25 protein-coding genes are annotated in these 24,607 nt (G+C 31.0%); 23 read left to right on the forward strand and 2 right to left on the reverse strand.

Going from position 1 to position 24,607, the window contains the following annotated elements:
* The first annotated feature begins 95 nt into the window (after positions 1–95).
* Together QO263_RS10865 and QO263_RS10870 are read left to right on the forward strand one after the other, a co-directional pair.
* Entirely contained in the window at positions 96–782 is a 687-nt protein-coding gene (locus tag QO263_RS10865) for a Crp/Fnr family transcriptional regulator (RefSeq protein WP_285621138.1), read from the forward strand.
* Positions 783–914: 132 nt separating this feature from the next.
* A complete protein-coding gene (locus tag QO263_RS10870; RefSeq protein WP_285621140.1) occupies positions 915–1,484 on the forward strand; it encodes a hypothetical protein in 570 nt (189 codons plus the stop codon).
* Positions 1,485–1,646: 162 nt separating this feature from the next.
* Here QO263_RS10870 and QO263_RS10875 read toward each other — a convergent pair whose 3' ends face one another.
* Positions 1,647–2,057: a hypothetical protein gene (locus QO263_RS10875; RefSeq protein ID WP_285621142.1), complete on the reverse strand. Its 411-nt coding sequence runs from the start codon at positions 2,055–2,057 to the stop codon at positions 1,647–1,649.
* A 291-nt stretch (positions 2,058–2,348) separates the two neighbouring features.
* Between QO263_RS10875 and QO263_RS10880 the strand changes: the two genes are divergently transcribed.
* The 15 genes from QO263_RS10880 (at position 2,349) to QO263_RS10950 (ending at position 17,425) form a co-directional block, all read left to right on the forward strand.
* The gene (locus tag QO263_RS10880) at positions 2,349–2,537 is read left to right on the forward strand and encodes a DUF4177 domain-containing protein (RefSeq protein ID WP_285621144.1); all 189 of its coding nucleotides are present in this window, start codon (positions 2,349–2,351) and stop codon (positions 2,535–2,537) included.
* A 25-nt stretch (positions 2,538–2,562) separates the two neighbouring features.
* Complete coding sequence (locus QO263_RS10885; RefSeq protein ID WP_285621146.1) at positions 2,563–3,513, forward strand: AAA family ATPase; 951 nt, start codon at positions 2,563–2,565, stop codon at positions 3,511–3,513.
* Positions 3,514–3,535: 22 nt separating this feature from the next.
* Positions 3,536–4,669 (forward strand): DUF58 domain-containing protein, encoded by a 1,134-nt coding sequence (locus tag QO263_RS10890; RefSeq protein ID WP_285621148.1) that lies wholly within the window; start codon positions 3,536–3,538, stop codon positions 4,667–4,669.
* Between the two features lie 18 nt (positions 4,670–4,687).
* Positions 4,688–6,064, forward strand: a complete 1,377-nt coding sequence (locus tag QO263_RS10895; protein WP_285621150.1) for a DUF4129 domain-containing protein — start codon at positions 4,688–4,690, stop codon at positions 6,062–6,064.
* A gap of 95 nt (positions 6,065–6,159) precedes the next feature.
* A complete protein-coding gene (locus QO263_RS10900; RefSeq protein ID WP_285621153.1) occupies positions 6,160–6,963 on the forward strand; it encodes an ECF transporter S component in 804 nt (267 codons plus the stop codon).
* Positions 6,964–7,106: 143 nt separating this feature from the next.
* Positions 7,107–7,580, forward strand: coding sequence for an IS200/IS605 family transposase (tnpA, locus tag QO263_RS10905; protein WP_285621037.1), 474 nt, complete (start codon positions 7,107–7,109; stop codon positions 7,578–7,580).
* Positions 7,581–7,990: 410 nt separating this feature from the next.
* Positions 7,991–9,265, forward strand: a complete 1,275-nt coding sequence (arcA, locus tag QO263_RS10910) for an arginine deiminase (protein ID WP_285629281.1) — start codon at positions 7,991–7,993, stop codon at positions 9,263–9,265.
* Between the two features lie 23 nt (positions 9,266–9,288).
* Positions 9,289–10,284 (forward strand): ornithine carbamoyltransferase, encoded by a 996-nt coding sequence (gene argF, locus QO263_RS10915; protein ID WP_285621155.1) that lies wholly within the window; start codon positions 9,289–9,291, stop codon positions 10,282–10,284.
* A gap of 117 nt (positions 10,285–10,401) precedes the next feature.
* Positions 10,402–12,885 carry a DNA internalization-related competence protein ComEC/Rec2 gene (locus QO263_RS10920; RefSeq protein WP_285621158.1) on the forward strand — a complete coding sequence of 828 codons (2,484 nt, stop codon included), beginning with the start codon at positions 10,402–10,404 and terminating at the stop codon, positions 12,883–12,885.
* A gap of 51 nt (positions 12,886–12,936) precedes the next feature.
* Positions 12,937–13,971, forward strand: a complete 1,035-nt coding sequence (holA, locus tag QO263_RS10925) for a DNA polymerase III subunit delta (protein WP_285621161.1) — start codon at positions 12,937–12,939, stop codon at positions 13,969–13,971.
* 24 nt (positions 13,972–13,995) lie between these two features.
* Entirely contained in the window at positions 13,996–14,859 is an 864-nt protein-coding gene (locus tag QO263_RS10930) for a sensor histidine kinase (protein WP_285621163.1), read from the forward strand.
* A 119-nt stretch (positions 14,860–14,978) separates the two neighbouring features.
* Complete coding sequence (locus QO263_RS10935) at positions 14,979–15,497, forward strand: NfeD family protein (protein ID WP_285621165.1); 519 nt, start codon at positions 14,979–14,981, stop codon at positions 15,495–15,497.
* A gap of 11 nt (positions 15,498–15,508) precedes the next feature.
* Entirely contained in the window at positions 15,509–16,489 is a 981-nt protein-coding gene (gene floA / locus QO263_RS10940; protein ID WP_285621167.1) for a flotillin-like protein FloA, read from the forward strand.
* Between the two features lie 23 nt (positions 16,490–16,512).
* Positions 16,513–16,707 (forward strand): YqfB family membrane protein, encoded by a 195-nt coding sequence (locus QO263_RS10945; RefSeq protein ID WP_285621170.1) that lies wholly within the window; start codon positions 16,513–16,515, stop codon positions 16,705–16,707.
* The gene (locus QO263_RS10950; RefSeq protein WP_285621172.1) at positions 16,679–17,425 is read left to right on the forward strand and encodes a LytR/AlgR family response regulator transcription factor; all 747 of its coding nucleotides are present in this window, start codon (positions 16,679–16,681) and stop codon (positions 17,423–17,425) included. The genes QO263_RS10945 and QO263_RS10950 overlap by 29 nt, the downstream gene beginning before the upstream one ends.
* Positions 17,426–17,477: 52 nt before the next feature.
* Here the strand turns inward: QO263_RS10950 and rpsT are convergent, their stop codons facing one another.
* Positions 17,478–17,741 (reverse strand): 30S ribosomal protein S20, encoded by a 264-nt coding sequence (rpsT, locus tag QO263_RS10955; RefSeq protein WP_285621173.1) that lies wholly within the window; start codon positions 17,739–17,741, stop codon positions 17,478–17,480.
* Between the two features lie 214 nt (positions 17,742–17,955).
* On the opposite strand from rpsT, the gene gpr reads away from it, so the two are divergent.
* From gpr to hemW, 6 genes are all read left to right on the forward strand, one after another.
* Entirely contained in the window at positions 17,956–18,930 is a 975-nt protein-coding gene (gene gpr / locus QO263_RS10960) for a GPR endopeptidase (protein WP_285621175.1), read from the forward strand.
* A gap of 219 nt (positions 18,931–19,149) precedes the next feature.
* Positions 19,150–20,442 carry a stage II sporulation protein P gene (gene spoIIP, locus QO263_RS10965; RefSeq protein WP_285621178.1) on the forward strand — a complete coding sequence of 431 codons (1,293 nt, stop codon included), beginning with the start codon at positions 19,150–19,152 and terminating at the stop codon, positions 20,440–20,442.
* A 79-nt stretch (positions 20,443–20,521) separates the two neighbouring features.
* A complete protein-coding gene (gene lepB / locus QO263_RS10970) occupies positions 20,522–21,073 on the forward strand; it encodes a signal peptidase I (protein ID WP_285621182.1) in 552 nt (183 codons plus the stop codon).
* A 102-nt stretch (positions 21,074–21,175) separates the two neighbouring features.
* Positions 21,176–21,457: a sporulation-related protein NgaS gene (locus QO263_RS10975; protein ID WP_285621185.1), complete on the forward strand. Its 282-nt coding sequence runs from the start codon at positions 21,176–21,178 to the stop codon at positions 21,455–21,457.
* An 86-nt stretch (positions 21,458–21,543) separates the two neighbouring features.
* Complete coding sequence (gene lepA / locus QO263_RS10980; protein ID WP_285621187.1) at positions 21,544–23,352, forward strand: translation elongation factor 4; 1,809 nt, start codon at positions 21,544–21,546, stop codon at positions 23,350–23,352.
* A 60-nt stretch (positions 23,353–23,412) separates the two neighbouring features.
* The gene (hemW, locus tag QO263_RS10985) at positions 23,413–24,549 is read left to right on the forward strand and encodes a radical SAM family heme chaperone HemW (protein ID WP_285621192.1); all 1,137 of its coding nucleotides are present in this window, start codon (positions 23,413–23,415) and stop codon (positions 24,547–24,549) included.
* Positions 24,550–24,607: the final 58 nt, after the last annotated feature.

Below are 24,607 nucleotides of genomic sequence, written 5' to 3' on the forward strand. Positions count from 1 at the left end.
TTCGAGCAATAATTAAATAATTTATTTATGCTTTGTTTTTTAGTATAATGGGTTAAAGCTAATGGATGAAATAGAAAATATGAATAGGTGATAATATGTCCATAATTGAATATTTAAAAAAGATACCTTTATTTGAAGGCATGAATTATGAAGAATTACAAAAGCTTGAGAAAATAACAAAAGAAAGATCATATAAAAAAGGAAGTACAATCATTATTGAGGGTGAAAAAAGTGAAAATGTATTTATAATTAAAACCGGTAAAGTAAAGATATTTAAAACTAGTAATGATGGAAGAGAAATAATTTTAGATATAAAGGGTAAATCAAAAATATTTGCTGAAGTTACGCTTTTTGATGGTGGGAAAAACCCAGCTACTGTTGTAGCTATTGAGAGTAGTGTTATTTTAAGTATCAGCAATGAGGATTTAGAAAATATAATTAGAGAAAATCCAGATATGGCATTGAATATAATAAAGGTATTAAATAAAAGATTAAAGGATGCTCAATCAAGAATTAAAAACATGGCAATTAATGATACCTATGTTAGGACTGCTCAAGCTCTTCTTAAGCTAATAGATAAATATGGTACGGAGATAGAGGATGGAGCTATGGAATTAACTTTAAATCTTACTAGAGAAGAGCTGGCTGGATTGGTGGGGACATCTAGAGAGACTGTAAGTAGGGCAATAAGTCAATTTAGTAAAGAAAAGGCTATAAAAATAATTGGACGAAGGATAATTATTCTTGATAAAAATAAACTAAGTAAATGGTTGAATCAATAATCCATATATTGGAGTGTTAAATCAACTAGCAGATATATTAGTTTATCTTTATTCTCTTTTTAGCGTATAATGAATATATAGCGTTATTAAACAACCTAGTATTTATAACATAAAAGGAGGTGCTTTCATTATATGCTAAAAGACATAGTTACAGATTTTAAAGAATTCATTGATTTCTTTGCAATGAAGTATAAATACGATAATAGAGGGATTCTGAAAAAATTCAAACTAAGAAGTGGTCTGAATAAGCAACTAAGTGAAGAGGAGTGGTATGAACTATTTATTATTAAATCGGCTTTGAATCATTGTGCAAAGTTTTTACTAATAAAGTATTATGAGGATAATGAGAAAATAGCTAGTAAAATAAATAAAAAAGGCTTAGATAAATGGAGAAATCTAGTATCTAATATAGAGCAACAGTTGGGTATATTATATGAGATTGCAGAAAAAGACTGTGGAAGGATAGATTGTTTAAAATTTGCATTTAATGAAAGTGAATTTGATTTATATAAAATTGATGACGAACTAGCAACTTATATTATTGATAAATCTATTAATTATGATTTAAGTGGATATCCTGATAATATAATATATCAAATATTTACGCCTTTATATTATGATGAAAAAAGAACAAGTATGAATCTACAATTATTTTACAAGCCTGCTAATGCAATAGAATATGTATTATCCCTAAATGCTTAAAAAGAAAACCTTCATGGAAGGAGCACTGAAAAAGTCTTTTTTGTCATACTGAGTCCTAGCAAAGAATCTGTTAAATATTGAAAACATACATCTTTAGCTAAGGTGCAGAGTGACATGTAGAATTCAAACTTTTTCAGTGATCTCCATTTAAAGGTTTTCTTCTTAATAGTCATCCTCATATAAATCATCTTCACCATAATCTTCATCTTCTTCGTATAATTCCTCATCTTCAAAATCTTCATCATAGTCTTCACTTAGGTAGTTTATATAAGTGCTTTCAATGGAATCATCATTTTCGCCACTTTGAATTTTATCAATTTTGTCCCTAATATAGTTACTAATATCGTATAGGGCTTCATTATCAAATATTTCTGCGACTTCATCTAAAACTTCAACTATTACATCTACAATATTAGATAAACCAAATATGAAATCTTCTTCATCCTCAAACTCTTTTTCTGAAGTAATATTAGATATAATATCTAATGCTACTTCAACATTATCGAAGCTACTATAATAAATTTCATCATAGAGCTTGTTTAATTCATTCAATTCGATTTTTAATCTACTCATAAAAAACCTCCTATAAATTTAATAGCTACAAAAAAATGTAAAAATAATAAATTTTTTGTAATACACTTACTTAAAACTTGAAATAATATTAAGGTCTTTTTAAAATAAGTATGAAGGAAAAATTAAATAAATGACAAAATGAACTGCTATTAAATTCTAAATATAATAAATTTTACTCAAAAGAAAGGAAGATTTCAACAATTATCATGATACAAAATACGAGGTAATTCCCTATAAATCATGATTTTTAACAACTTTTCTATGTTATAATACAGTGGGAGGTAGTATTTTATGAAGAAATTTGAGTATAAAATAGAAAATATAAAAGCCTTTGGTGTAACATCATTAGTATTGACGAAAGAGCATGAAAAGAAGTTTAATGCATTAGGAGCAGAAGGATGGGAGCTAGTAAGCTTAAAGTCACTAAACAATCCAAGAAATTTAATTGTGGTGTTCAAAAGGGAAATAATAGAAGGCTAAGTATAATTGAAAATGGGGGAATAGTATGGATACTAATGAAATTAAGGAAATTGCTTTAAGAGTTAAAGACAATATTCAAAAAGTAATAGTAGGGAAAGATGATGTTATTGACCTAATGCTTACTTCTATAATATGCTCGGGTCATGTATTGCTAGAGGATGTACCAGGCTTAGGTAAAACAATGCTGGCAAAATCCTTGGCGAGATCTATAAATTGCGATTTTAAAAGAATACAATTTACTCCTGATTTATTGCCATCAGATATTTTAGGCATTAACTATTACAATCAAAAAACAGGTGAATTTCAATTAAAAGAAGGCCCTATAATGAGCCAAATTGTTTTAGCAGATGAAATCAACAGAGCTACACCACGAACTCAATCCAGCCTATTGGAAGCCATGGAGGAGCATCAAGTTAGCATAGATGGAATAACATACAAACTAAAGGAGCCTTTCTTTGTAATAGCTACTCAGAACCCAATAGAAATTTCAGGTACATTTCCCCTTCCAGAAGCGCAGCTAGATAGATTTTTTATGAAGTTGTCTATGGGATACCCTAAAATTGAAGAAGAGTTTGAGATATTAATAAGATTTAAAGAGAGTAATCCAATAAATGAAATTGAAGCCGTAGTTTCCTCTGATGAGCTTAGGAAGGCTAGAGAGCATTATTCAAATGTTTATGTAGATGATGATATAATAGAGTATATTTTAAAAATAGTTAATGCTACACGTGTAAATGATGAAATAGAGCTTGGAATAAGTCCACGGGGTAGTTTAGCCTTATTTAAAGCTTCACAAGCATATGCAGCTATAAATGGTAGAGATTATGTATTACCAGATGATGTAAAATTTCTTATTAAACCTATTTTTGTCCATAGACTTATATTGAATTCTAATTCACAGATTAAAGGTAGAAATACAGATGATGTGTTAGATCAAATCATTTATAAAATCAATACTCCTGTAGAGAAAATTTGAAGCCATTAGGGGTTGAATTATTATGGGTATAGTTATAACTATATTTTTACTCCTTGTGACTATGTTCTATATTTCAAATAGATGGGAAAACATAGCGTTAAGGAAACTAGAATATAAGAGATATCTTGATAAGGAAAGAGTTTTTGTTGGAGAGCCAGTTAGATTGACAACTGAAATAACAAACGACAAGCTTTTAATACTTCCTTGGATAGAGATAAATGCTGATATTCCTAAAGAAATTGATTTCAAAGATCAAAGAGTAATGGAGTATAATAGCAAAAGTGAAAAAATATATAAAGTAGTAACATCATTGATAAGTTATCAGAGAATTAAAAAACACAATATTATTTATTGTACAAAACGAGGATATTATTCATTTCGAGATATAGAAATGTCAGTAGGAGACTTGTTTGGTTTTGCTACTGCCGTAAAAGAAATTCACTATCCTATGAAGCTCATTGTATATCCAGAAGTCAAACCGCTTAATATGCTAATAATGCCATTTAAGAGTATACAAGGCCAAGTATCAGTTAGACGCTGGATAATCCCAGATAATATAGCTGTAATTGGAGCAAGGGAATATACGCCCTATGATAGCTTTAATACTATTGATTGGAAGGCTACAGCTAGAACAAATAAATTTCATGTGAAAAGGCTTGATTATACAGCCGATCTCTCTGCTATTATATTTTTGAATGTGCAGACTAGCGACATTTACTGGCAGAATGTAAATACTGATTTGATAGAAAAAGGAATAGACGTTGCAGCATCAATTACAGATAGAGCAATTGATGAAAAAGTAGATATAGGATATTCGTCAAATGCGTTTTTCTATGGGGATAAAAACGATATTTTTATTAAGCCTAAAAACGGAAGAAATCAAAAAATGTTTATTTTTGATGCATTAGCAAAAACATCTTATTTACCTGTAGATAGCTTTGATGTGTTTCTAAATGAGAGTATAAGATTTATAGATAAAAATAATGTAATAATACTGATTACAGCTCATATTTCTAGTGATTTAGTAGGAACAATAAAGAAGCTAACAAAAATTGACTATTGTATAAAGCTTATACTACTAGATAATAAAATAAGGATAGAAGGATTGCCTAAAGAAGTAGAAGTTATCTATAGCTATGAATTTAATAATAATTAAAGGCAAGAAGGTGAGCAAATGTGCACTAGGCTTAACAATATATTTAATATAATAATCAAAGGAATATCAGAAACTGCAATAGTCTCTATTTCTGGTATAATTTTTATTTTTCTTTTTGCAGAAGTTGATAGCCATATATTAATCAATAGAATTATGCTCCTATCCTTAGCAAACTATCTATGTGCCTATGCTTTATATTACTATATTTTTAAGGGAATTAATTTAAATAATAAAAAAAAGTACACTTTTATACTTATTGCCATATTTATATCTCTAGTCAGCAGTTACATTACATCAATGGAATTTAAGGTTGTTACTTTTATTATATACTTGATTATATGGTATAAAAGTATAGTGAGCATTACCGATGAGAGAGACTTTCAATCAGCAAAGAAAGTATTTATGGTAAGTCTATTGTTTTATTTGTTTATTATTTTGATATTAAGCTTACTGAATGGAGAAAATGCTACTATACAAAATTTAAAAGTTTTTTTCTCTATATATGTTGGAGCAACTCTGTCTTATTTTGCTACAGCTAATCTCGAAAAGGCCTACAATAAGAAAAATTCAAATTCTCTAAATAAGGCGAAAAATATTAAAATAATTAACCTAATTTCCAATCTGTTAGTCTTGTCATTTTTAGTGTCTACATTAACAGGCTTTTTTGGAATTTTAGAAAAGATAGTATTTAGTAATATAGCTAATTATTTTGGAATTATAATTCAAAAAATCATAGAAATTATACTTTATCCTATAGTCATTCTTACAACGAAGCTTGCAGAGTTAATATTCAGTAGAACTGATTTTTCTATTCTAGAGCAACTGAATAAAGGCAATACTCCTGAAGATATAGAAGAGATAGTCAATGAAACTTTATCTCCAAAATCTCAGGCTATTATAGAAACTGTGTTTAGCATTGCAAAATGGGGAATTGTTATTTTAATCATTTTCATAGTATCCTTTTATATTATAAAGGCTATAAGTAACAGAGCTTTATCAAAAAATGAGGAAGATGATGAAGAAGAAAAGGAATTTATTTTGTCATCAAAGGATATTGAAAGAAGAATGAAAAAATCTCTTAAAAAGCTAGCAAATGTTGTTTCTGCGTTGTTTTCAAAATCAAAATCTAACAGCTTAGAACTTCCTAGGATAAGGCGCATTTATATAGATACAATTTTAACCCTTAAAGAAAAAGGATATGGATTTAAAAAACATTACACCCCAAATGAGTATCTTTCAACTCTAGTGGAATCAAAATATATAAATGCTGGAATTAACGATTTAACTAAGTTTTATAATGATTGTAGATATGGTGGAAAGGAAATAACAGAAGAAGAAATTGAAGAATGCATAAGAATTAAAAGTAATATCTATGAAATCAGCAAAGAAAAATGAATCGATACAATTGCAAAACAACTCCCTTGATAACCGATACACTTGTGCTATAATTAAAGTATCAGAATAATAATTCGGGTTAGGGAGGTATAGGAATGGAAAAATTTAATGTGAAAAGACTTACCTATGGGGGATTGATGACTGCATTAGTATTTGCAACTACAGCTATAATTCCACAAATCCCAATACCATTTACAGAAGGATACATACACACTGGGGACAGCATGATATTTGTTACTTCAATATTATTAGGGTGGAAGTATGGTCTATTTGCAGGTGGTGTAGGTTCAGCCATGGCAGACTTGTTTTTAGGATATGCCCATTGGGCGGTTCCTACTTTAATAATAAAGGGAATCATGGGAGCCATTGTTGGCCTTATGGCACAGGATATAAAAAGCAATAAGGTCAGAACATTTAGAAGTATTGTTGGATATATCATTGGGATAGGATGGGTAGGTCTAGCTATATATTTTAAAATAACATTGTCTAATATATCATATAATCTTCAAAGCTCTGAATTAGCTAGTCTCCTTGTTGAAAAACTTAAGTTAAGTGGAGCTGAGCAATTGCATACATTGATAAATAGCGTTCAATTATCGCTGATAATTGCCATTATAATCATTCCAATATTAATGATTGCATTATCTATTGCCCTTAGAAAAAAAGATAAGGAATTATTCAGTATGAATAGCTTGATGGGAATGACACTAGCAGGTCTTTGGATGGTAGTTGGTTATTATGTGGCAGGCGGTATATTAAAAGGCAATATGATAATCCCTATATTTAGTGTTCCTGCTAATATAATTCAATTTATTGGTGGAGTAGTCATTGCCTTTCCAATCATATTAGCATTAAAAAAAGCAAAGGTAACTAAAAAACTAAGCTCTAGGTTAACCTAGAGCTTAGTTTTTTTGTATCATGAAAACCCCTGGTTCTACCAGGGGTTCCAAAAAGCTTTAGCTATGAGTAGATTTTAAAAACCTCCTTTGTTAAAATTAATTCAGGTTCGCCAACCGAATTAAGAACAAAGGAGGTATCCGAAATGGATAAAAATAGTTTAGCACATACTAAATGGAATTGCAAATATCACATAGTATTTGCACCAAAATATAGAAGACAAGTGATATATGGAAAAATTAAAAATGATATAGGAAAAATTTTAAGGAAGTTGTGTGAACAAAAAGGAGTGGAAATATTAGAAGCGACGGCTTGTACTGATCATATACATATGGTGGTAGCTATACCGCCTAAATATAGTGTGTCAAGTATAATGGGATATTTAAAGGGGAAAAGTTCGCTAATGATATTTGATAGACATGCGAATCTAAAATATAAGTATGGAAATAGACACTTTTGGTGCAGAGGATATTATGTAGACACAGTAGGACGTAATGAAAAAGCGATTAGAGAATATGTAAAAAATCAACTACAAGAAGATATAGCAAATGATCAAATAAGTCTACTAGAATATGTAGACCCGTTTACGGGTGAGCAAGTAAAGAAAGGCAAAAAGTAATGGATTAGCTGCTTTAGCAGCAGCCTGAGAAATAAAGCAGTTGGCGAACCATTCAATGAGCCTTAAGGCTCAAGCGAGTAACATGCCCTTATAGGGCTGAACAAACTACCCGCTGAGCGGGTAGTTTTGATTAAGATTTTTTAATAAGTCAGAAGATTTATAATAAATAGAAAGTTTATTTTTTTTCTTGCATATTTATTTAGAAATTAAAGCAAACTAAAGGAAAACATTTTCCCGGGTATGATGATACCAATAATAGGTATGTAGACTCTCCAAGTCAATCTGCCCAAAACTGAATATATATGCAAATATTGAATATTTATAGGAACTTATAAGCTTGACAAAATTATATATGTATTAATATAATCAACTTAAGTGAGAATAGAGTGATTTACAAAATTACGAAAATTATGCATAACACCTGTATAAAAAGGGGAGATACTATTGTGGAAGACAAGAAAAAAATGCTTAATGTGTATTCGGAAATTGGAAAGTTAGAAGCTGTTTTATTACATCGTCCAGGTAAAGAGCTTGAGAATCTTGTTCCAGATTATCTTGAGAGGTTATTATTTGATGACATTCCTTTTTTAGACTTAGCTAGAAGAGAGCATGATAATTTTGCAGAAATATTACGTGGAAATGGTGTAGAAGTATTATATCTTGAAGAACTTGCTACTGAATCTATAGATAATCCTGACGTAAGAAATGACTTTATAGAAAAGTTTTTAGATGAGGGAAATGTAGTAGGCTTAGGAACAAGAGAAGTCCTTAAAGATTATTTTGAAAGATTTAGCAACAAGGAGTTAATAGATAAACTCATGGCGGGGGTTAGAAAAGATGAAATTCCAAAATTAATTAATAAATCCTTAATGGATTTAACTGACAGTAATTATCCTTTCGTATTGGATCCAATGCCAAACCTTTATTTTACTCGAGATCCCTTTGCAACCATAGGTCATGGAATAACGCTTAACCATATGAAAACAAATGTTAGAAATAGGGAAACTATTTTTGCTAAATACATTTTTGAAAATCATCCTAGATTTAAAAATCCAAACCTACATATATGGTTTAATAGAAAAGAAGCTTTTTCGCTTGAAGGAGGGGATATCCTGGTATTGAGCCCTAAAGTCATAGCAATAGGTATTTCTGCTAGAACGGATGCAGCAGCAATAGAAAGGTTTTCTGAAAGAATTTTATATTCAGATGAAAGCTTCGAAACAATTCTTGCATTTGACATTCCAAAGAAAAGAGCTTTTATGCATCTTGATACTGTATTTACTATGGTTGATCACGGTAAATTTACTATCCATCCTGAAGCTGAAGATAATCTAACCATTTATTCAATTACAAAAAGCAATAGATTCCATGGCGAACTTTATATTGAAAAAGAAGAGCTGCCATTAGAACAAACACTACAAAAATATCTGGAGGTTGACGAAGTTGCCTTAATTCGTTGTGCTGGCGGTAATGCTATAGATGCGGCACGAGAACAATGGAATGATGGTTCCAATACTTTAGCCATAGCACCAGGAGAAGTGATAGTATATGCTAGGAATTATGTGACTAACAGGCTTCTAGAGGACAATGGGATAAAGACTCATGTAATGTCCTGCTCAGAGCTTTCAAGAGGTCGAGGTGGTCCAAGATGTATGAGTATGCCTTTAATTAGAGGAAGTTTATAATTAAAATATAAGGGGGAATTAAAATGGCATTCAACTTAAAAGGGAAACATTTCTTAACATTAAGGGATTTTTCAACAAAGGAAATAGAATATCTAATCGATTTATCTGCTGATCTAAAGAAACTAAAATACGCAGGAATAAAACCAAGAAATTTAGAAGGGAAAAATATTGCACTAATATTTGAGAAACCTTCTACTAGAACTAGATGTGCCTTTACTGTAGCTGCAGTAGATGAAGGAGCACATGCAGAGTATTTAGGAAAGGGAGATATTCAGTTAGGTAAAAAAGAGTCAGTTGCAGATACTGCAAGAGTTTTAGGAAGAATGTTTGATGGAATAGAGTTTAGAGGCTTCAAACATGAGACAGTAGAAGAATTAGCAAAATATTCAGGAGTACCTGTTTGGAATGGACTTACTGATAAATACCACCCTACACAAATTTTAGCAGATTTCTTAACCATAAAAGAGCATAAAGGGTATCTAAAAGGCATTAAATTTGCGTATGTTGGAGACGGAAGAAATAATATGGCAAATTCTCTTATGATAGGTGGAGCTAAAATGGGAATGGACATGAGGATAGTATCTCCAAAAGAGTTATTCCCAGAGGAAGAAATCGTAAATGCTGCTAGAGAAATTGCAAAAGATACAGGAGCAACAATAACTATTACAGATTCTGTTGATGATGGCGTAAAGGCTGTGGATGTAATCTATACAGACGTGTGGGTATCTATGGGTGAAGAGGAGCACTTTGAAGAAAGAATCAGGCTCTTAAAGGCATATCAGGTTAATATGGATATGCTAAAAAAAGCTGATGAAAATGTATTATTCTTACACTGTTTGCCAGCATTTCATGATTTAAAAACCTCCGTTGGTGAAGAAATATATCAGAAATATGGTCTGACAGCAATGGAAGTTACAGATGAGGTTTTTGAGAGTAGACATTCAGTAGTATTCGACGAAGCAGAAAACAGGGTACATACAATCAAAGCTGTAATGGTAGCTACTCTAGGAAATCAATAATAGAATTAAAGGGCCTGAATATAGACTGGGCCCTATTTTTTTAAATATTTGCAGACAATATTATGCTATAATATATAAAAATGACAATATAACTACAGCATTGGAGATAGGGTGTTTATGAAAAGACTGTTTTTAATCTTAGTTATTCCGTTTATTATAGGAATATGCATATCATACAATATAGATATACATATGAATATGGCGCTTATCTATATTACCTTTCTCATTCTCGGATTAATAGCTTCGTATGTTTTTGGCAGAGGCTATGCTTTAGTTTTGTCTATTTTATTCATTTTTCTTGGAGTGGTAATTACTGCAAATAGCTTAAAAAGTAATTTGACTAATTTTGTTGACAAAGAACTAGTATTAGAAGGATTTATAGAAAGCAGGACTATATCTAGTGAAGATAAAAGTACATATGTTGTAAAGGTAAATAGAGTTTTATATGATAATAAGCTTTATAAAGTAGAAGAAAAAATACTGCTCAATTATTATGATAAACAAATTCTAGACATTAGAGATGAAGTAAGAGTTAAAGGGACTCTTGTATTACCTAGAGAAAATACAAATCCAGGATTGTTTAACTATAAACTATACTTGCAGACAAAAAATATCCATACAATCTTAAATTCAGATAGCACATTTATAAATACTATATCTCAGGGTCAAACAAGTCAAGTACAAGCCTTAAGGTTAAAATTTCAGAGAAATATCAGCAATATTTTGAATAGAACGCTAAGTGAGAAAAACAGTAAACTTATGAGCTCAATAATATTAGGAGACAGTAGTCTCTTAGATGATGAAACTGGGGCAAGATTTAGAGAGTTAGGATTATCACATATATTAGCTGTATCGGGTTTACATATAGGAATAATATATTTATTTATATCTAAGACATTAAGATTCCTAGGCATAGATAAAAGAATTTCTATTGTTACCGCTCTAATAATAATCTGGGGCTATGCATTTTTAATTGGATTCCCGGCATCTGTATTAAGAGCCTCTGTAATGTTTAGCTTATTATCTCTATCTATCTTAGTTTATAGACGGTATGATTCCATAAATACATTGTCGCTTGCTGCTTTACTTTTATTATTTATTAGACCATTATGGATATTTGATGTAGGATATCAATTATCCTTCATTGCAACTGCCTCTATTATCATGTTTACTCCAAGGATTAACTGGCTCTTGTCAATATATAGTAAAAGGGCTGCAAGGCTTTTATCCTCATTAATTGCAGTACAAATAGGCTTATTTCCAGTTCTAGCATATCATTTTAACTCATATGCAGTGCTTTCTCTAATATCAAATCTTGTACTAATACCTATATTTTCTTTTTCCTTAATATTATGTTTTATACTAATCCTAGTATCTTTAGTATATATAAATGCAGCATTGATTCTAGGTTTCTTATTAAATACAATTTTAAACTTTGCAGACATGATAATAGATATGTTTTACAGGCTTTCTTTTGTTAACATATATTTGCCTTCTTTAGGGATTGGGTATATTCTTTTATACTATTTTCTATTGCTTATCAGTTTGAGGATTATAAAGATAGATTTCTTTAAGCCTAGGATTAATAAGCTTATCTTCAACTATATGGCGATTGTTATTTTAATAGGATTCTTTATTGCTTTTACATACAATGAAACAACATTAGAGTTCATAGATGTTGGACAAGGGGATAGCTGCTTAATATCTACCAAGGATAAAGTAATTCTTGTAGACACTGGAGGAAATACATTTGGAAATTTTGATGTGGGTGAAAGAATAGTACTTCCTTATTTGCTTAAGAAAGGCATAAGCAGATTGGATGCAGTATTTATAAGTCATTTTCATGAGGATCATGCCGAAGGTCTAATTCCATTAATTAAAAATATTAAAATAGATAATATTTTTATTGGATATGAAAATGATAAAAGTACTTTATTTAAAGAAATCATATATAATGCTAATAAATATAATATCAAAGTCAGTACAATATCGGAAGGTGATTTAATATATGTGGATGATAATAATTTGCTTAAGGTGCTAAATCCTTCTTATAATGTATCAACTGAAAATATTGACAATGAAAACAATCTTTCTCTTGTTTTTATTCTAGAATCTTATGGTAATAATATCCTTTTTACTGGTGATATTGAACAAGATACTGAACATAAAATAGTTAATAGTATTGATCTTAAAGGAGTAGACATTATAAAGGTTCCTCATCACGGAAGCCGCACTTCTTCGACTTCAGAGCTATTAAATAAAATAAAGCCATCATATGCAGCAATTCAAGTAGGTAAAAATAACTTTGGCCATCCAAATAATGAAGTGATGGAAAGATATAAGCAAATTGGTGCAACCATATATAGAAATGATGAAAATGGTTTAATAACTTTTAAGGTGGGTGTAGATAGCATAGAAATATATACATATATTAAGGACAAACCTTCATTTAATGATATAATAATGAAGTACAGATACAATTTATTATTATTGATTATTTATATGGCCATTTCCTTTTATTTATGTGCTATCTATGTTTATTGCTATTATACACCAGAGGAAATACAATTGAAATGCTATAGCTGTATTTATAGAATATAAATATCTAGATAATAGTTTTTCATAAAACGATTGATAAAGGAGTGCATTTATATGGACTACAAAGATATGCTAAAAGATATTAAAAACAATGAATTAAAAAGAGTTTATCTCCTATATGGAAACGAAATGTACTTAAAAGATTATATAATATCTGATATCAAAAAGAAATATATTGATAAAGCATTTGAATCCTTGAATATGATATATATTGACGGGAAAGAAACGTCTACAGATTCAATAATAAATGCCTGTGAGACACTACCGTTCATGTCTGATAAAAAGATAGTCATCGTTGAGGACCTCCCATTGTTTACTTCTAAGAAGGAAACCAGCAATTTAGACGAAGAAGAACTATGTAGATATTTAGAAAAATTAAATGCTTCTTCATGTTTAATATTTATATCTAATGAGGCCAAAATTGACAACAGAAAAAAAGTAGTTAAGATAATTAAACAAAGTGGGGAAATAGTACAGCTTTTGAAGCTGAAGGATATGGACTTAATCAAATGGACTCAGAGTATTTTTTCAAGGAATGATAAAAAAATATCAAGTACTGATATTCAATATTTTCTTCATCAAGCTGGATATTATGATGCAAGTAACAATCGTACATTATATGACCTAGAGAATGAAATTAACAAGATATGCAGTTATTTAGGAGAACGAGAAACTGTAGAAAAAGAAGATGTAAAAAAAGGAGTAATTAAATCACTTCAAAATAATGTTTTTGCTCTTGTAGATGCATTGGGACAGAAAAAAGCTGATGAGGCTTTATCTATATTTAACGATATGATATTAGAGAATGAACCTATTCAATTAATATTTCACATGATAATCAGGCAGCTTAGAATGTTGATGCTTACAAAACTCTATGAAGAAAAAGGCTATAGTCAGGGGGATATTTCGCAAAAAATTAATGTGCCCACATTTGTAGTAAAAAAACTGGTATCTCAAACTAGAAACTATTCTTCAAGCAATCTCTACATGATTCTGGAAAAGGCACTTGATGTTGATAGAGCTATAAAAACAGGTAAGATGGAATGGAAGCTAGCAGTTGAAATGTTTATAGCTGAGATTAGCAACTAAAAATAGAGTAAGAAAGGAAATATCATGAAGAGGAATTTTAATATTTACACAAAGAAAGCCATAGATATAATATTTGTTATTAATTTATCTCAAGTAGTATTATTAACTACTGTAGTGATTGTTTATCTATCAAGAGATAATTTAAGCTTTTTTCCTATAACTGGTTTTGATATACTTCTATTTGGATTAATAGCTATTTCATTGATTAATAGTTATCTAGTTATGAGGGATATAAGATTCGTAAATGATTTAAGTCTGCAAAATGTTATGAAGAGTAAATCCTTAGAGGATATAACAGGGCTAAATAATACTTTGCGTGCTCAGCGTCATGATTTTTTAAATCATCTACAAGTTGTTTACAGTCTAATTGAATTAAATGAATATACAGAGGCCTCAAATTATATTGAGACAGTATATAAAGACATTAAAAAAGTAAATAAGATACTGAAAACTGCTAATACAGCTATAAATGCATTATTGCAGGCTAAACTCGTAGACTGTGAAAACAAGAATATTCTAGTGGATTTAAATATTGATACAAGACTTGACAGGCTATCAGTTCCTAGCTGGGAAATGTGCAGGGTCCTTGGAAATTTAATTGATAATGGCATTGATGCAGTGAAAGAGCTGAGAGAAAAAGGATTTATTAATATTGAAATAGGGGAGAAGGATTCTAACTATATTTTTGCTATCAAAAATAATGGAAAGCAGATACCAAAAGAAATGAGTGAAAAAATCTTTGAGCCAGGATATACAACTAAAGAAAATAGAGGCGAAGGAATGGGCCTAGCAATAACTAAGGAAATAACACAAAAATATAATGGAAGGATTCTTGTAGACAGCGATCAAAGTGCGACAACCTTCAAGGTTTATATTCCAATAGAATAATAACCACTTAAAGCGACAGATGGGACTAATAAATGTATTGTTTATAAAGTATGTATTTATATAGAGAGAGTATAGATGTAATATAAGGTTACCAAATATTTGTGAAAAGGGGTGAAAAAATGGTCATAGCAGAATTGATTCAAAGCATAGGCCTATTATCTGTGGTATTCTTTGGAATAGGCTTTTTACTTGTAATCATAGAAATTTTTGTTCCAGGCTTTGGGGTTCCAGGTATACTAGGTATTATCTTTTTGATTGCGGGAGTTATAGTAACTGCTAAGACATTAGTACATGCATTAATACTGATACTATTAATTCTTGCCATATTGGGAGTTCTTACATCTCTGCTTTTAAGATCTGCTAGCAAAGGAAGACTCTCTAAAAAAATTGTATTGTCTACTTCAATTAATAAAGATGAAGGTTATATAGGCACAAGTGATATGCAATTCTTTTTAAATAAAACAGGTACTGCACTAACTATTTTAAGACCATCAGGCACAGTTGATTTTGATGGAGTAAAACTTGATGTGGTTTCAGAAGGTGATTTTATTCAAAGAGGCACAGAGGTTAAAGTTATCAGAGTTGAAGGAAGGAAAATAGTAGTAAGACAGGTTAAGAAACCTGAAAATATTATATAGGGGGAGATAGAATGCCAACAATCGCTTTAATTCTAATTATTGCTGTTATTATTGTAGTATTAGCATTATTCTTTAGCTTAGTTCCTGTAGGGCTTTGGATATCAGCAATTGCTGCAAATGTAAAGGTTAGTATATTTACTTTAGTAGGTATGAAACTAAGGAGAGTAAGTCCTCATAGAGTCGTGAGAACCTTGGTAAAGAGCAGAAAAGCAGGACTTAATCTTACGAGTGATCAGCTGGAAGCTCACTTTCTTGCAGGTGGTAATATTGACAGTGTGGTAAATGCACTAATAGCTGCTGAAAGGGCTAATATACCTTTAGAATTCGAAAGGGCTACTGCAATTGATTTAGCAGGTAGAGATGTCTTTGAGGCGGTACAAATGACTGTAAAACCAAAGGTTATAGAAACACCTAATATAGCAGCTATTGCTAAGAATGGTATAGAGCTTATAGTAAAGGCAAGAGTTACAGTTAGAACAAGTATAGATAAATTAATTGGTGGAGCAGGAGAAGAAACTATAATTGCACGTGTTGGTGAGGGTATTGTAACTACAGTTGGTTCAGTTTCTACGCATGAAGAGGTATTGGAAAATCCAGACCTAATATCTAAAACGGTGTTAGAGAAGGGTTTAGATGCGGGTACGGCTTTTGAAATATTATCTATAGATATTGCAGATGTTGATGTTGGAAGAAATGTTGGAGCAAAATTGCAGATGGATCAAGCCGAAGCGGATAAGCACATTGCTCAGGCAAAAGCAGAAGTTAGGAGAGCAATGGCAGTAGCACAAGAACAGGAAATGGTGGCTTCGGTACAAGAAATGAGAGCAAAGGTTGTGGAGGCAGAAGCCGAGATACCAAGGGCTATGGCAAAGGCATTAGTTGAAGGAAAAATGGGTGTCATGGATTATTATAACATGAGAAATATAATGGCAGATACTGATATGAGAGAATCGATATCTAATATTGGTAAAGCGGAAAAGTCAGAAATTTAATGTTTTGATAGGAGTTGATTTTATTGAATAATGATAAGCCTTATGGAACTAGAGATAGAGCAGATAAATGTACTTTAAATACAGAACAAAAATACTCCTTTAATTTAACACAGAAAAGCCTATTAGATGGAATAATAATGTCTGAAATTCTGGGAGAACCAAAAGCAAAAAAAGGATTGGTGTTATACAATGTGCATAAGAGTACTAATAGCAGATGATGAAAGCGGCATGAGGCTTGTTCTAAGAAAGGTAATAGAAAGAATAGAGGGTTTCCAAGTTGTTGGAGAAGCAGAAGATGGCAGTTCAGCTCTTTCCTTAGTGGAAGAGCTGAACCCTGAAGTAGTATTCTTGGATATAGAGATGCCAAATTTAGATGGAATTGAATGTGCCAAGCTTATATCTGATATAGATCCTAAAAAAATGATAGTTTTTGCAACTGCTCATCCTAGCTATATGCCAGATGCCTTTGAAGTATATGCCTTCGATTATATTACAAAGCCTTTTAAAGTAGATAGGATTATAAAAACCTTAAATAGAATAAAGGAGATTTCATCTGAAGAAAACAATAAAGGTCAAGAAGACATAGTATATCAGCAATCTGTAGCTGAAAAGCTAATAATTAAAAATAAGGATGGCATTAATTTTATAGATATAGACAGCATAATACTTATACAAAGAGAAGGGAAAAGCACAGTAATATACACTTCAGATAATAAGTACACTACCTCTGATGGGCTAAATGATATAGAGGGCCGCTTAGGAAAGATAAACTTTTTTAGATGTCATAAGTCATATCTAATAAATATATCCAAAATAGTAAAAATATCTCCATATGGAAGATGGACATATGTGGTTCATTTTAAAGACATAAAAAATGATGCATTAATAACTCATAAAAAATACGAAGAGTTAAAAATATTATTCAATCTTTCATAGGTGCCAAAAAATCAAAATACTTCGGGCTTAGCCCGAAGTTGTTTTTTTATTATTATACAGCTTCGTTTAATCTTTTAGTTAAACGACTTACTTTTCTAGCTGCAGCATTTTTGTGAATAGTGTTTTTAGCAGCTGCTCTATTTAACTTCTTCTCTACTAATTTAAGTAAAGATTTAGCTGAATCTAAGTCTCCGTTCTCAACAGCTTTATTGAACTTAGTAATATATGTTTTAATTTCAGATTTTCTGGACTTATTTAAAGCAGTTTTAACATTAATAACTTCAATTCTCTTCTTTGCAGATTTAATATTTGCCAACAGGTTCACCCCCTTCGAAAGCCTTAACAAAAGTAATTTTATCATGAAGAAAAGTAAAATGCAAGAAAAATATGCTATTTCTTTTATGTCCAAATTATATATAAATTATTCAGTATTGGAGAAAGTATAAATACAGTTCACTAGTGCAACTATATATTATATATAATTAGAAACAAATAATCAACAAAAATAATAAAGTTTTGGAGGTGAAAAAATGTTTCAAGCAAGAACTGATTTAGCCATTGAAGCTAGGGAAATATATGAACAAAAAAATAAGGGCCATATAAAAGATATAGAGTTAGATAAAGAGGAGAAGGACAATTATAGTGTCACTAGAGTCAAAATTTTAAATGCATATGGTGAAAAAAGACTTGGAAAGTCAGTTGGAACCTATATCACTATTGATGTACCAGCTTTAAAAAATGCTGATCAAGACTTAAAGGATGAAATCAGTCAGGCAATGGCAAAGGAGCTTAAAGCATTAATTAAACCAAATAAGCATACTAAATCATTAGTTGTGGGATTGGGCAACTGGAATATAACGCCAGATGCATTAGGACCAAAGGTTATTGACAAAGTATATGTCACTAGACATCTTTTCAAAGCCTATAATAAAACAGAAGATGAGGATATGACAAGCGTGTCAGCTATTTCACCGGGTGTTATGGGAATAACAGGCATAGAAACTAGCGAAACAATCAAAGGAATAGTGGAAAAAACTAAACCAGATATTGTTATTGCAGTAGATGCTCTAGCTTCTAGAAAGATGGAAAGAGTTAGTACAACTATTCAAATAACTGATGCAGGCATAAGTCCAGGTTCAGGAATAGGAAATGAAAGGAAGGCCTTGAATAAAGAGACCTTAGGTGTTCCAGTATATGCCATAGGTATACCTACAGTAGTTGATGCAGCTACAATGGTAAATGACACAATGGAATTAATAATTGAATCATTGAAAAATCAAGCTGATAAAGGCACAGAATTTTACTCCATGCTAGAAGAAATGGAATCTCAAGACAAGTATCAATTAATAAAAGAGGTTTTAACTCCTTATATGCCTAATGTTGTAGTGACACCAAAGGAAATAGATGAACTAATAAGTAATTTATCTCTAATAGTTGCAAACGGAATAAATATAGCCTTACATCATGGAATTGATTTAAAAGACGTAAATAGATATATAAATTAACTAGCCAGATTAAATTAATTTAGATTTGCTGACTCTGACATAGGGAGTTACATCGAAACAAAAGATTTCTGTAACTCCACTGTACCTGAAGTAGGGAAAATATATTTCTGCTGCATTTTTATGATAATAATGGAGTTTCTTGTTTCTTACAGTATTCATAATAACCGACTATATGGAATATAATTTCATATAATATTTTTACTTAAGGAGTTGTTAAATATGGTAAGAAACCAGAGCTTTAATAAGGGAATTACATATGTGATAATAGCCATATTATGTTTAGCAAATTTATTTCTTGGCGCAAAGGTGATTGGAAAATTAGCTGATATTAAAAAATCATCAATTTCTGACGAGGAAAATATGAATGTAGAAAAAGTAATATCAGTATTTAATGTGGAAAGCTCTAACATAAAGGAAAGCTCTGTATCCGTATCAGAGACAGAAAAAGTAAATGATACTCATATGGAAAAGACTGAAATAGATAAGGATATAGAAAATAATATATTCTTAAAGATATTGCTTAATTCAAATGCTTATATGAAAATAGCATATGAAATGGAAAATAAAGGATTGGAAATGAAATCATCTCAAGAAAGCTTTTTTAGTAGACTAGCAGTTCTATTAAAGCCCGATTTCTATATAAAACCTCATCTCCCAGCTATAGTAAATGCTTTTAATGAAACATACTCATGGGAATCCAAAAAAACAGGAGCAGATGAAAGTCCAGATTTAGATGGGTACATCGTTCTTAGCGATATAATATTTGTGGAAGACCCAGAGGAAAGAAAAGAGCTTGACCAAGAGCTTGAGCTTATGGGGAAAAAACATGAAGATAAACTATATATTGAACCACCAAAGAGTGTAAGTCTGGATCATGAAAATCCATATATTCTAATATATCATACCCATGGAACAGAAGCTTATTTACCAATTAATACAGACAGATTTCATACTGAAAAGAGAGAGTATAATGTTCTAGCTGTAGGAGAAACCATAGCGAAAGTCCTTGAAGAAAAGGGCCATAAATTAAAATGGGTGGATGTCTATCATGATATACCTTCTTATAACGATTCATATACCAATTCCTTATCTACAGTGAAGGAGGAACTAAATAAAAATAAGAGCATAAAAGTAATATTGGACATTCATAGAGATGGAATAGAGACTACAGTACCAGCTGCTCTAAGCAAGGCAGAGAAAGCTGCAAGGGTAACTATTGACGGCAAAAGTGTAGCAACATTTTCCTTAGTCATAGGTCCCAATAATCCGAATAAAGAGCATCTTATTAAGTTTGCGAATTATATTAGACATACTTCAGAGAGTATGTATCCAGGATTGTTTAAAGGCATCATTATAAAACCGACTGGAAAGTTTAATCAATACGTAAGCGATTACTGTGCATTAATAGAAGTAGGAAGTAATTTAAATACAATTGATGAGGCCAAAGAATCTGCTAAATGCATAGGTGAAATTTTACATAAGGTTTTAGAAGACATTGAAAAACAAGAATAAATTTTAATATAAAACTATTTTTTTATATGAATAAATGTTATAATTGTTCTTAGGAATTTTTCCTAAGGAGGTAAAAAGCATGGAGCAGGAGCAAAAGAATAATATTAGAAAAGAAATATTTGAATGGATGAAAAGCATAGCCTTTGCAGTAGTAATAGCAATATTAATAAAAACTTTTTTATTCAATACAACTTATGTCCTTGGATACTCTATGTATCCAACATTACACGAACGAGACAGGCTATTTACAAATAAAATAGTATATAAAATAAGCCAACCAAAGCGAGGAGATATTGTAGTGCTTAAGGCTCCAGATGATCCAGATAAGGACTATATTAAAAGAGTTATAGGCGTAGAAGGAGATACAGTTGATATAATTGACGGAAAGGTTTATGTAAATGGCGAGCAATATAAAGAGTACTATGTGTCCGAAGATGCATATACCTATAGCTATGAGAATAGTTCATGGAAAGTAGAAAAAGGATATTTGTTTGTTTTAGGGGACAACAGAAACAAGGGTGCCAGCAAGGATAGCAGATATCTAGGGCCTATTTCAATAGATGCCATTAAAGGAAAAGCAACATATAGATATTTTCCTTTTGATGATAGATTTGGCTCACTTTATAAATAGGAATAAAAAACCAAATAGTTGCTAATAATATATGTGGTGATTATTTTGGAAAGCAGAGTTGAAAGGTACAGAAATAATAGAATTAATAGAAGGCAAAAAAAAATGAAGATAATCGTTTTTATTTTCATTGTCATGTTTTTCATTGCAGGATTAAATGTAGTGGATAGAGCTGTTAGAGATATGATGCATATTCATGATAAACAGCTTTATTTTTTTGGCTATGATGATGAATTCTACAGGCTTCATTTACTTGGCAGGGATTATACAGTTGAAAAAAAAGGAATAGATGATAGAATAGATAATGCAAAAGTGATTATTGAGGATTTTGCTAAACTAGCTAACAATTATTTGGAAAAAATACTGACAAAAATAAAGACCAGGTAAAATAATAAATCTGGTCTTTTATCAGTTATGAACCTATGTTATAATTGAAAAAGATATTTTTTCCGTGTGAATGAGGAGGATAGTGTATGGAAGATAGACAAAAGAGAGTTAGAAATTTTTCAATAATAGCCCATATTGACCATGGTAAATCAACATTGGCAGATAGATTAATCGAAAAAACAGGTCTACTTACTTTGAGGGAGATGCAAGACCAACTCCTTGACAATATGGATTTGGAAAGAGAAAGAGGAATAACAATTAAATTACAAACAATAAGGCTTGTATATAAGGCAAAGGATGGAAACGAATATATATTAAATCTAATAGATACTCCGGGCCATGTTGACTTCAATTATGAAGTTTCCAGAAGCTTAGCAGCATGTGAAGGAGCTATACTTGTAGTTGATGCTGCTCAGGGAATAGAAGCTCAGACATTAGCTAATGTTTATCTTGCATTGGATCAGAATCTAGAAATAGTTCCTGTTATAAATAAAATAGATTTACCTAGTGCAAGGCCTGATGAAATAAAGAAGGAAATAGAAGATGTAATAGGGCTTGATTGTGAGGATGCTCCACTTATATCAGCAAAGGACGGATTAAATATTGAGGATGTTCTTGAAAGCATTGTAAAGAATGTGCCAGCTCCAGAGGGGGACAAAGAGGCTCCTTTAAAGGCGCTTATTTTTGATTCCTATTATGATAGCTATAAAGGTGTTATAGCTATGATAAGAGTAATGGATGGGACAATGAAGCCTGGCACGGAAATAAAGATGATGGCAACCAATAAAATATTTGAGGTTACAGAGGTCGGAATATTTGCACCAAAGCATACTCCAGTAAAAGAACTAGTAGCAGGTGATGTTGGCTATGTTGCTGCTAGTATAAAAAACGTAAAGGATGCTAGAGTAGGAGATACTATTACAGAAGCTGCTAGACCTACGGAAAAGCCCCTTTCAGGCTATAAAAAAGTGACTCCAATGGTTTATTGTGGTATATATCCAGCTGAGGGAGAAGATTATAATGGTGTTAGAGATGCATTAGAAAAGCTACAGGTAAATGATGCAGCATTAGTATTTGAGCCTGAAACATCTGTTGCACTAGGATTTGGTTTCAGATGTGGTTTCCTAGGTTTACTGCATATGGAAATCATACAAGAAAGGCTAGAGAGAGAATTTGACCTGAATATGGTGACTACAGCACCCAGTGTTATTTATAAGGTGAAAAAGGAAAATGGAGAAATGCTAGAGCTTCAGAATCCTACAAACCTTCCGGATGCTACTGAAATAGAATATATGGAGGAGCCTATAGTGGATGTAACTATAATGACTCCAACGGATTATGTAGGTGCAATTATGGAGTTGTGTCAGAATAGGCGTGGAATATTCAAGAATATGGAGTACTTGGAGCAAACTAGGGTAGTTATGCATTATGAGCTGCCACTTAATGAGGTTATTTATGATTTTTTTGATGCCTTAAAATCCAAGACAAGAGGATATGCTTCCCTTGATTATGATTTAAAGGGATATAAGCAATCAGAATTAGTAAAGCTTGATATTTTAATAAATGGAGAACTAGTTGATGCCTTTTCGATTATTGCTCATAAGGATAAAGCATATGAAAGAGGAAGAATGATTGCAGAAAAGCTTAAGGATGTTATACCAAGACATCAGTTTGCAGTTCCTATTCAAGCCTCAATAGGCTCAAAAATAATTGCTAGAGAAACCGTAAAAGCTCTTAGAAAAGACGTATTGGCCAAGTGTTACGGTGGAGATATTTCTAGAAAGAAGAAATTATTAGAGAAGCAAAAAGAAGGAAAGAAGAGAATGAGGCAGATTGGCAATGTAGAAGTGCCACAAGAGGCGTTTTTAGCTGTGTTAAAATATGATGAAAAATAATTGTCAGCTGAAGCTAAGGAAAAAATCCTTAGCTTTTAAATATATAGGGGAGTGTTTTTAATGAAGGACATAGGAATCTATATTCATATTCCATTTTGCAAAAGCAAATGCTATTATTGTGATTTTTGTTCATTTCCCAGGATGTTGGATAGCGCAGAAAAATATGTTTCTTATATCAAAAAGGAAATAGATTTATATGAAGAGGACCTAAAAGAATATAATGTAAATACTATTTTTTTAGGTGGCGGTACGCCTACAGTAATAGATGGAAAATATATTTATGAAATAATTGATTACATTTATAAAAAAACAAATGCGAATCAAGTAAAAGAAATCACAATTGAAGCAAATCCTAAAACACTAGATGAAGAAAAACTTGAGATGTATAAAAAAGCAGGTATAAATAGAATTAGCATTGGTGTTCAATCTATGAATGATATGATGCTGAAGAAAATTGGGAGAATACATACAGTAGAGGACTTTACAAATACCTATAATCTTATTAGAAAATATGAATTCAACAATGTAAGCTTTGATATCATGTTTAATCTTCCAGAACAAACTCTAGAGGACTCTATTAGGACATTGAAGCTAGCTATCCAATTAGAACCAGAACATATATCATATTATAGTTTGAAAATAGAAGAGGGGACTCCATTTAACAATAAATATATTAATAAACAGCTTATTCTTCCTGATGAGGATGTAGAAAGAGAAATGTACCACGAAGGAATAGAATTATTAAAGAAAAAAGGCTACCATCATTACGAGATATCTAACTTTGCAAAAAAAGGGTATGAAAGCAAACATAATTTAATTTACTGGAAATGTGAACCTTATATAGGCTTAGGTCTATCTGCTCATTCATATTTTAAAAATTATAGATATGGTAATACAGAAGATATGAATATTTATTTTGAACAAATATCTAATAAAAATCTAGCTACAGTAGAGAAGGAATTAATAGACAAAGATATGGAGATAGCAGAGTATCTTATATTAGGTCTTAGATTAATTGAAGGGGTTAATAGCAATAAATTTAAAGAAAAGTTCAATATTAATATAAAAGATATCTATGGAAAAACTATAAATAAATTTATTAACGAAGGCTTATTAGAGGAGGACAGGGATAATATAAGACTTACAAAAGGGGGTTTAGACTTAAGCAATATTGTGTTTATGGAAATTCTACCTTAAGAAAAATAAAACATAAAAAAGGTATTGACAATTTAATGTAACAGTGATAATTTAAAAT

The sequence above is a fragment of the Proteiniborus sp. MB09-C3 genome (assembly GCF_030263895.1).
In the GTDB taxonomy this organism is placed as follows: domain Bacteria; phylum Bacillota; class Clostridia; order Tissierellales; family Proteiniboraceae; genus Proteiniborus.